This is a genomic window from Runella sp. R5_40 (genome assembly GCF_057652295.1).
On the sequence record NZ_JBYFCH010000041.1, the window covers coordinates 16,731 to 28,633 of the forward strand.

The 11,903-nt window shown below is 49.4% G+C and carries 1 protein-coding gene; it reads right to left on the bottom strand.

The window, feature by feature from the left end:
• Positions 1 to 11: 11 nt before the first annotated feature.
• On the bottom strand, positions 12 to 11,894 hold the full coding sequence (locus AC23N5_RS30735) for a choice-of-anchor Q domain-containing protein (RefSeq protein WP_487758463.1): 11,883 nt from the start codon (positions 11,892 to 11,894) through the stop codon (positions 12 to 14).
• Positions 11,895 to 11,903: the final 9 nt, after the last annotated feature.

Here is an 11,903-nt window from a genome sequence, read left to right on the forward strand (position 1 = left end):
GTGATGCAGGGTTAATGCACCTTTATCACTTTCAAGGTGACTTGTTTGTCTGGCGTTGTCACCTTCAAGAAATATATACCCATCGTCAATTCACTCACCCCAAATTCTTCTTGGTGGGTATTGGTTTCGGGCACAAATTGGCGGCTTAAAACTTCACGCCCTGCGGCATCGGTTAATGCCGCTTGCACCACTTGCCCCTTGCTATCTTGCACTTTCAAGCGAAGCGTATGCGTAACAGGGTTGGGCATTACATTGGCGAATGCTCCGTTATCAGTTATCTGTTTTCCGTTATCCGACCCTTGCCCATTTGCTCCTTGCCACTTGCTTTTTGCCTCTTGCTCCTTGCCATTTGCCCCTTCTCTCGCTGCTCCCACGCCTACCCCGTCTTTCGACTGGATTCTGAACCAATACTCTTGGTAAGCCAACACATTGCCTTGCGGTTTACGAGTTGATGGGTAAATGCTGCCCCAGCCTTTTTGGTCCCAATAGCGAATGCCCAACTTGTATAAGCCCTTCGGTAAACCTGCATCGTACGAATTCCCGCCCGCACCGTTGTCTTGGTAAAAACCGTACGCAGGGTGGTTTTGCGCGTACAATTCTGTCCAGCCTTCGCGGTTGGCGTACATGAAGTAAGGCGCGTTGTTTTCGTGCGTGTTGAACGAACGAAGCACGCCCATTTCAGGCGTCGCCAACATGTCGAACGTCAACGAGCCATCGGTATTTAATCCACACGCTTCTACGTTGATTGTCCAGTAACGTGGTGCTTGTTTGTTGGCGTTTTCTACGTGATATAAAGTCGGGTTTACTTGCGTACTTTGTTCCAATTCGGGGCCGCCATCACGGGTGATGAATTGGCTTGTCCATGCCGAACGGTCGTTGGTTTTTATCGCCGATTTAGATTCACCAATGTTGATTAACGTCACCACAAAAGCATTCCAATAAATGTCCTTGCGAACGCTTTCAGCACTTTGGCAGCCGCCCTCAAAAAGACACTTTGCCCAATAGGTCTGCTTGGTCACGTTGCTGAACGCTACCTCAAAACTTGACGCCGTTATGCCCGTGTTCCAGAACGTTTGACTGCCTGCAGGACAGTTGGCTGAAACTTTCACCGTCGTGCCTGTGCATACAATCTCTTGACTTGCCGTAATCGCTGGCGCGACGTGAATTGGCGTCACTGTAAATGTCACTATATTGCTCTTCTCACTCACACAGCCATTTTCCGTCTGACAACGAGCGTAGTAGGAGATTGTTTCCAAAGGTAAGGTCGCAGGCAAACTTGGCAAGGCCACATTTGTGCTAGCATTGTACCAAACTGTTCGCAGACTTCCGCAGGACGATTGGCCACTGAAACTTGAGCCACTGTTGCAGCTTCCCGTCGAGGACAACGATACCGTCGGTGCCGATGGAATTACGACCAATTTTAACCGCATTACCCCAGATTCACTTTCTACACAAGATGCTACTCCTCCCGATTGGCGACAACGTACGCGGTAATTGTGGTACTGATTATCCACCAAACCAACGAGTACACCAGCGCTGTATTCGCCACCGTCCACCGAATAAAGCACTACTTCATTTGTCCCACAATTGGTAGTAAAACTAAGTGGAATATTCACCAAACTACACACTTCCTTGGTCTCTCCAACGGCTACACTCACACCATCCACTAGCAGAGACACATTTTGCGGTACCGTTGAACGGTAGTTAATCGTCAATTCAATCGGACTCGTGTAGGTCACGGGGCAACTCGCATCACAGGCCGCTTGGTAGCGGTGGGCTTGGTTATTGGACGATTGGGAAACTGGAGCATTGGGTGACCATGCGCTCCACGCACCACTGCCCACTTGTACCCGCCAAACAGGAGTACCTACTACGCATCCACTCGAAACCGTAAACTGCAAACTATTAACTGGATTCGCATCCGTATCGCAGAAAGTTTGAGCGTTGCCTTCGTTTAGGGTTTGTTGCAACGTCGTTAACGTAATCGTAGGTTTGCTTATCACCGTTACCGTAAACGAACACTCCGTCGTTTGGCCATTCGCCGCCGTCACTTTGAACGTATTAGTCGTTATTCCAACAGGAAAAACACTGCCCGTGGGTAAACCCGCGATTTGCGTCGTCACTGCTCCCAAACAATTATCCATTCCCACGGGAGGGGTAAACGTAATCAACTGACCTGCACATCCAACCACGTCTGCTGGACAAGAAATCGTTGGTGCTATGTTGTCTAGCACCGTATAGACAAAGCTCCAGACTGCCGTATTCCCTTCACAATCCGTGTAGGTATAAGTATAGGTTCGTGTTCCTTCGCACAACAGCGGATTTGGGCTGTTGGTTATCACGGGCGCACTCGGAGTTAGCACCTCCCCACAAGCACTCATCACCGTCGGTGGCGTTGGAGCTACCGCTAACGCTGGGTCATACACCGTCGCCGAACCATTCGCTACAACAATCGTAAACGGCTCCCGTTCAATGGTATAGACAAAACTCCACGTCGCCGTAGCGCTTCCACATACGTAGCTATACGTGTAAGTACGCGTCCCTTCGCACGTCAGTGGGTCGGGGTTGTTGGTAATTACAGGGGCGGATGGTGTAATCGGATTGCCGTTGCAGTCATTGACCACAGGAAGCGTTGGGGCAATGGCCAAAGCAGGGCAAGACACCACGGCCGAGCCATTGACAGGAACCACCAACGCTGGCACCGTCCCTGGAATCGTCGTCACCGATGACTCTGGACTCATTTGATTCGCATCTGCATTGCACACACAACGCGTTTTGATGGTTTGGGCGGGTCCCGTCTGTGCATAGGTCGGTAGGTTTATGCTCCAGTTGCCACCGTTATTAGTTGAGTATTGTAAGGTCGAACCGACGGGGCAGCTGCCACTTGGGGCGGAAATACTCCCACCACCTATCGTACAACCTGCCTGACAAACACTGTTGGTCACTTGCACCGCTGGGGCTGCTGCCGTCAAATCGGGACAAACTGGGCACGTGCCTGGCACAGTCGTTACTGTGCTCGTTGGACTTGATTTAGTCACGTCAGCAGTACAGTTGCAACGCGTTAAAATCGTCTGCGCGGGGCCTGTTTGCGCGTAAATCGGCAAAGTCGTGCTCCAATTTCCACCGTTGTCGGTCGAATATTGTAAGGTCGAACCTACGGGGCAACTGCCACTTGGTACGCTGATAACACCACCCGATGCCGTTCCATTAAACGTTGTGCAAACACTGTTCGTCACTTGTACCGCGGGCGCTGCTGCTGTCAAATCAGGACAAACTGGGCACGTGCCTGGGACGGTTGTCACGGTGCTCGTTGGACTTGATTTAGTCACGTCGGCAGTACAATTACAACGCGTTACTATCGTCTGCGCGGGGCCTGTTTGCGCGTAAGTAGGCAAAGTCATGCTCCAATTTCCACCGTTGTCGGTCGAATATTGTAGAGTCGAACCTGCGGGGCAGCTGCCACTTGGTGCGCTGATACTACCACCCGATGCCGTTCCATTAAACGTTGTGCAAACACTGTTGGTCACTTGTACCGCTGGGGCTGCTGCCGTCAAATCAGGACAAGCTGGACACGTGCCTGGTACGGTTGTCACGGTGCTCATTGGACTTGATTTAGTTGCGTCAGCAGTACAGTTGCAACGCGTTACTATCGTCTGCGCGGGGCCTGTTTGGGCGTAAGTCGGCAAAGTTGTGCTCCAATTACTGCCGTTATCGGTTGAATATTGTAAAGTCGAACCTACGGGACAACTGCCACTTGGCGCGCTGATAACGCCCCCTGAAGCCGTTCCGCCATAAGTCGTGCAAACACTGTTGGTCACTTGCACCACTGGCGCTGCGGCTGTCAACACGGGACAAGTTGGGCACGTGCCTGGAACGGTCGTTACCGTGCTCGTTGGACTTGATTTAGTCACGTCGGCAGTACAATTACAACGCGTTACTATCGTCTGCGCGGGGCCTGTTTGGGCGTAAGTCGGCAAAGTCGTGCTCCAATTCCCACCGTTATCGGTTGAATATTGTAAGGTCGAACCTGTGGGACAGCTGCCACTTGGTACGCTGATAACACCTCCCGAGGCCGTTCCCCCATAAGTTGTACAAACACTGTTCGTCACTTGTACCGCGGGAGCTGAGGCTGTCAAATCGGGACAAGCTGGACACGTGCCTGGGACGGTCGTTACCGTGCTCGTCGGACTTGATTTAGTAGCGTCGGCAGTACAGTTACAACGCGTCAATATCGTCTGCGCGGGGACTGTTTGCGCGTAAGTAGGCAAAGTCGAGCTCCAATTTCCACCGTTGTCGGTTGAATATTGTAAGGTCGAACCTGCGGGACAACTGCCACTCGGCGCGCTGATAACGCCCCCCGAAGCCATTCCCCCATAAGTTGTACAAACACTGTTCGTCACTTGTACCGCTGGGGCCGCTGCCGTCAACACGGGACAAGCTGGACACGTACCTGGCACTGTCGTTACCATGCTCGTTGGGCCAAAACTTGCGGGATTGGTATCACATGTACAACGAGTCAAAATCGTCTGAGCAGGGCCCGATTGTTCGTAAGTCGGTACCGTTGTACTCCAGTTTCCGCCGTTATCCGTTGAATATTGTAAGGTAGAACCTGCGGGACAGCTGCCACTCGGCGCGCTGATAACGCCCCCCGAAGCCATTCCCCCATAAGTTGTACACACACTGTTCGTTACTTGTACCGCTGGGGCTGTTACCGTCAAATCGGGACAAGCTGGGCACGTACCTGGAACCGTCGTCACGGTACTCGTTGGGCCAAAACTTGCAGGATTGGTGTCACATGTACAACGAGTCAAGATTGTCTGCGCAGGGCCTGATTGAGCGTAAGTTGGTACGGTCGTGCTCCAGTTACCGCCGTTATCGGTCGAATAGTATAAGCTCGAACCTGCGGGACAACTACCACTTGGTGCGCTGATAACGCCACCTGAGGGTATGCCCCCTACTGTTGTACAAGTGCTGTTAGTCACTTGGGCTATTGGTGCTACTGCGTCAAACGTACCCTGATATTCGTAGGCACCTATATCAATTCTACCATTGTTATAAAAACGTGAATTTCCTCCCAAATCTAAACTCCCCACTGTAGCCGAAGTAGTAGCAGGGTCGCCCGCATTGATGGCGGGTGAGCAGGGTTGAAGCTGAAAGTTGCCGCCTGCTGCGTTCACGAAGAGAGGGTTAGCATCGCCATTTTCATTAGGGCAGTTGTTACATAGATTGTACCCACCCTCTACAATACAATTGCTAATGCTGGCATTGGCATTGTAAAAACTAAGCGAATTCCCCAAAAAAACACAATTGGAAATGTTAATAGCTATATTGCAGTGGATGCTTTTTGGTGAATTACCCGAAAAAGTACAGTTGGTCAGGATCATGGATGTGAGCTGGCTAAATAAGCCCCCTCCACCTGCGAAATAAGTAGAATTATTATGGATAAAAAGACAATTGGTTACAATGGGCACACCGCCAAAAGCATTTGCCATCCCTCCCCCATAATACGATGTATTGTAGGATAAAGTGCAATTCGTGACAACAGGGGAGGCATTATTACAAGCCAAACCACCGCCAAAATAGGTACTTGAATTTCTGGTGAGTAAACAATTAGTGATAATTGGAGAACTGTTATCCACATATATACCTGCCCCAAAATCTGCGCCAGCCGCACCAGTCACCGAGAAACCATCAAGAATGGCCGTAGCATTTAAACCAGAACCAGCAAGTACTACAGTATAGCTGTTGTCAGAATCCTCTGCCGCTCCAATGTCTCCACTCAAAATCGTAGGATTTGTATTCCAATTTCGATTGGCCATTGTGCCTGTGCCATCATTAGGAAAACCGCCATACATCGCCACCCCGTTGACCATTGAGAAAGAAATACTCCGATCAGTACCCGAGGTAGGTTTATACGTCCCCGCCGCGACCCAGATTTGAGTTACGCACGAAGGATAATTCCGAGCCAAAGTGAGTGCCGATTGTAAATCCGTAAACGCATCCGCCCACGAACGCCCGCTGTTGCCCCCAGAGGCCGAGGCATTGACATAAACAATGCTTCCCGTAAGCTGAAGGCAAGCTGAGCAAACATCGTACGTAGTTTGGTACTCATACGCCCCCATGTCCACCACACCGCCACCTGCAATCGCATCCACGCGATTGTTACCATCAAGGTCAGTCGTTGGGGCATCCGTAGAGGTACCCGCATCTATTGCAGGAGAACATTGTTGGAGGCGTAAATCACCTACGGTGCCTAAGCCCACCGAGGGTTGGCTGACAAATAGGGGGTTGTTTTTGGGATTTGTACCATCCAAATTACCCGTACCCGTCGGGTTCAGCCCCTGTATCAGGCAGTAGGTATAGACAGGATTACTATTGTTATCATTTCTCACTTCGCTGCTGTTGCCCCAGAGGATACTGTTTTTCAGGACGGGATTGGAGGAGTAGTTATAGATCCCGCCGCCTTGGTCAGCCTGATTACCCGAAAAAGTGACATTGCTGAGGCTGGGCGAGCCGTCAAAGTTAAACATCCCGCCGCCGAATGTAGCCCGATTACCCAAAAAATTGACATTGCTGAGGCCGGGCGAGGTGAAGGAGTTATACATCCCGCCGCCACCTTGGTTAGCTATATTGCCCGAGAAAGTAACATTGTTCAGGTTAGGGGAGGATGATAGGTTAAACATCCCGCCGCCGTTGTCAGCCTGATTGCCCGAAAAAGTGACATTGCTGAGGCTGGGCGAGGAGAAGGAGTTATACATCCCGCCGCCGCCGCTGTTCACGTCGCTCCCATTGGCATTCCCGCCCGTAATGGTAAATCCGTCTAAGAGGGAGTTGGTGGTGGTCAGGCCGTTGTTATCATTAAAAATGACGTGATAAGAATTACCATTGTTGCCTATAATACTTAAAGCACTACCAGTGCCTGTTACTACATCTGCGGTGCCATCAATATCTCCACTGAGAATGGTTGGGTTGGTAGCCCAATTGCGGTTTGCCATGGTTGGACTTCCTGTAGTTGGGAACCCACCATAAATTGCTACTCCACTGACCATCGAGAAAGAAATACCTTGGTTAGTACCCGAAGTAGGTTTATACGTCCCTGCCGCGACCCAGATTTGAGATACGCACGATGGATAGGTACGGGCTAACGTAAGTGCCGATTGTAAATCCGTGTAAGCATTGGCCCACGAACTCCCATTATTGCTGCCGCCCGAAACCGAGGCATTGACATAAACAATGCCTCCAGTAGTATTAGCGCAAGCCGAGCAAACATCATACGTCGTTTGGTACTCATACGCCCCCATGTCCGTATTGCTCACTCCCGTCGCATTAAACGGGCGAGCATTACCCGCAAAATCACTGGCTGGTGCGTTGGTATTTGTGCCTGCATCTATTCCAGGAGAGCATTGCTGCAAACGAAAATTTCCGCCTACTGCATTCTCAAAACGAGGGTCACTACTGATATTACCCGTTCCACTAAAACCACCTTGCACTGTCGAATATGTTACTGTACCCCCTGAAACTCCGCCGCCATTTCCCCAAACAATACTGTTACTAATGGAAGTCGCTGACCTCTCGTTGATAATAGTAGTCGGGCCTGCATTACCATAAAAAGTACAGTTTATCACCTTCACCATATCCGTACCACCTCCGTTGGAAATACCCGACCCCGCAGTCGTTGCCGTGTTGTTGAAAAACAAACAGTTCGTAATGTTTAATGAGGAGTTATCGTTGAACATCCCACCGCCAGACGTCGCATAATTGTTACGAAACACGCAGTTTTGTACTTTTGGTGAAGCATACGCATTCCACATGCCGCCCCCCAAATTGAACGGAAAATCGCCAGTAGCATACCCTTTTTCAACAATAACTCCATCCAAAATGGCCGTATTGTTCAATGGAGCACCTGAGGTAAATGTATTATTGATTACTCGATAGCTGTTGTCGGTATCCACGCCTGAGTTACCAATATCCCCACTCAAAATCGTGGGGTTATTGCGCCAATTTCGGGCGGTAAGCTGGGTCTCTGTACCGTTGAAACCCCCATAAATAGCCACCCCATTTTTCATCACAAAGGTTTTGGTACGGGCATCGGCTGGAGAGGTATTGCCCGAAGCATCGGCGGTAGGTTTATACGTCCCCGACGCTACCCAAATTTGGGCACCTGAACAGGCCGCCGCCAAAGCATCTTGCAGCGAGGTAAAAGCATCCGTCCACGAACTGCCGTTGTTGCCCCCAGAGGCCGACGCATTGACATAGACAATGCCATTATTACTGATACAAGCGCACACATCATAGGTAGATTGATACTCGTAGGCACCTATATCAATTCTACCATTATTATAAAAACGTGGATTTCCCGCTAAATCCACATTCCCCACCGTAGCCGAAGTCGTAGCAGGGTCGCCTGCATTGATGGCGGGCGAACAGGATTGTAGCCTCAAATCTCCTGCCGTACCTAAGCCAACCGTCGGCTGATTCACAAACAGAGGATCAATGCTGCCATTCAATATGCCCGCCCCTAAGTTTTGGCCTTTGATGACCGTATTAGTAATCGTTGGTCTAAGATTAACACTAGGGCTATCATAAAACTCATCTTCATTTCCCCAAACAAGGCAATTATTAAAAATAGGGGTAGCACCACAAAATATTCCTCCCCCGTTTTGTGAGGCCTTATTACCTGAAAAACTACAATTGGTAATAATCGGTGAAGTAGTACCGTTAAAACCAATATAAAGCCCACCTCCTTGCCGAGCTGTATTACCTATAAAAACACAATTAATCAACGTAGGTGAACTTCCAACAATGCTCATACCACCACCATTCCCGCCTACAGTTACAGTGTTCCCCGAAATTATACAATTGCGGTATTGAGGTGAAACAAAGATATTGAAAATACCAGCACCACCACTGCCTGTGAGAGTTCCCCCCGTAACCGTAAAGCCATCTAATATCGCCGTATTGGTTAAGCCGTTATTAGAATTATTTATAACTCCGCTGCCATTTCCTCGTAAAATAGTCGGATTTGCACTCCAATTACGATCTGTGAGAGTCGGATTGCCAGTAGTGGGGAAGCCACCTAAGATTGCTACCCCTGGAAGCATACTAAAACTGGCATTAACCGCGGGCTGATACGTCCCCGCCGCGACCCAAATTTGAGATATACACGAAGGATTGGCACGAGCGGCATTAAGTGCTGCTTGTAAATCCGTAAAAGCATCCGTCCACGAACGGCCGTTATTGCTCCCAGAGGCCGACGCATTGACATAGACAATGCCATTATTACTGATACAAGCGCACACATCATAGGTAGATTGATACTCGTAGGCGCCTATATCCACAGTGCCACCACCCGAAACAGCATCCACACGGTTGTTGCCATCTAAATCAGTCGTTGGGGCATCCGTAGAGGTACCCGCATCTATCGCGGGAGAGCATTGTTGTAAACGCAAATCTCCTGTAGTGCCTAAGCCTACCGTTGGCTGGCTGATAAAACGCGGATTGTTCGTTGCTAAGGTTCCATCCAAATTGCCCGTACCTGGGGGATTTAGCCCTTGTATCAAACAATGGCTGTAGGTAACTGGAGTAAAATTATCCTGTATAAAAATCTCGCTGCTGTTTCCCCATAAAATACAGTTTGTTAAAGTCTTACGATTCGGGTGTCCAGTATTGAGAAGATACATCCCCCCCCCTAAAGTAGCTTGGTTTCCTGAAAGAGTCACATTCGTCATGGTAGTCTGCGACGACGCCTCATATATCCCCCCACCATGAACAGCGGTATTGCCCAAAAAAACACAATTTATCAAGCTAGGTGAGCCTACACTATTATACATACCACCACCTTTTTGGGCCTGATTGCCTACAAACCTACAATTACGAACAGTAGTCACAGCATAAACGTTATATCCGGATAAAAGCATCCCGCCTCCCCTACCAGGCTCTGAGTCGCCACTTCCATCAGCATTCCCCCCCGTAATAGTAAAGCCATCTACTATACTTCCATCTGTATCTTGACCGAAAGTGTTAATTACGTGATAACTATTATCCTCACTTTTATTCGTTTCCCCAATGTCCCCACTGAGCGTAGTTACGTTAGTAACCCAGTTCCGTTGTGATAGTTGGGTTTCCACCCCACTGAACCCTCCGTAGATTGAGATTGCCATATCGTAGGAATCACGTAGTTGAAAAGAAATATTACGATTCGTACCCGAGGTGGGTTTATACGTCCCCGCCGCGACCCAAATTTGAGATACACAAGAAGGATTGGTTCGAGCCAGGCGAAGTGCCGATTGTAAATCCGTATAAGCATTTGCCCACGAACGGCCGCTGTTGCTCCCAGAGGCCGACGCATTGACATAGACAATGCCATTATTACTGATACAAGCGCACACATCATAGGTAGATTGATATTCGTAGGCACCTATATCAATTCTACCATTATTATAAAAACGTGGATTTCCCGCTAAATCCACATTCCCCACCGTAGCCGAAGTAGTAGCAGGGTCGCCCGCATTGATGGCGGGCGAACAGGATTGTAGCCTCAAATCTCCTGCCGTACCTAAACCAACCGTCGGCTGACTTACAAACAATGGATCAGTACTGCCATTCAGTATGCCCGCCCCTAAGTTTTGGCCTTTGATGACTGTATTAGTAATCGTTGGTCTAAGATTACTACCAGGGTTATCATAAAACTCATCTTCATTTCCCCAAACAAGGCAATTATTAAAAATAGGGCTAGCACCACAATATATTCCTCCCCCATTTAGTGAGGCCTTATTACCTGAAAAACTACAATTGGTAATAATCGGTGAAGTAGTACCGTTAAAAGCAATATAAAGCCCACCTCCTTGCTGAGCGGTGTTACCTATAAAAACACAATTAATCAACGTAGGTGAACTTCCAACAAGTTGCATACCACCACCATTCCCTTTTGTAGTATTCCCCGAAATGATACAATTGCGGTATTGAGGTGAAACAAAGATATTGAAAATACCAGCACCACCACTGTCTGTGAGAGTTCCCCCCGTAACCGTAAAGCCATCTAATATCGCCGTATTTGTTAAGCCGTTATTAGAATTATTTATAACTCGGTTGCCATTCCCTCGCAAAATAGTGGGATTCGCACTCCAATTGCGTTCCGCAAGCGTCGGGTTGCCCGTATTGGGAAAGCCCCCCAAAATCGCTACTCCAGGGAGCATGCTGAAACTGGCATTGAAAGCAGGCTGATACGTCCCCGCCGCGACCCAAATTTGAGATACACACGAAGGATTGGCACGAGCAGCATTAAGTGCTGCTTCTAAATCCGTAAACGCATTTGCCCACGAACGACCGTTATTAGCGCCCGTCGCATTGGCCTTGACATAAAGCATCGGTCCCGAAGCATCGAGGGTATAAGTTTGATCCGTAAAAAGGTCAGGATTGTATTTGAGTCGAATCCGCACGGTGTAGGTTCCTGGTGTCGTGCCAGTGCCAGTCGTCACGTCAAAGGGTTCGGCGGCAATACTTGTAAAGGTTGGGTTTCCCAAAAATGTTGTCCCCGAAACAATGGCGTATTCTACGACGTCGTTGGGAAAACCGTTGAGGTCGCCCGTTAAATCAATGTTTACACTGCCTTGGCCAGAAATGCAGTTGGGCAACGTCGGCGTAACGATGGCCGAAAAAGCCGCCGTACCGAGGCACTGAATAATCACTTGACCATTTAAGGCATTGGCGTTAGTGTTAAGAAAGTTACTTTGATTGGTACCAATATTATAAGACCCTCCTCCGCTGCCACCACTGCCGCTGCTGGTGCCCGCATTGCCACCGCTGTAGCCGCCACCGCCGCCACCGCCGCTGCTGCCACCACTACCACCAGCCCCAAATCCGCCGCCACCAAATCCAACATCACTACTGTTCATTGGGGCAGA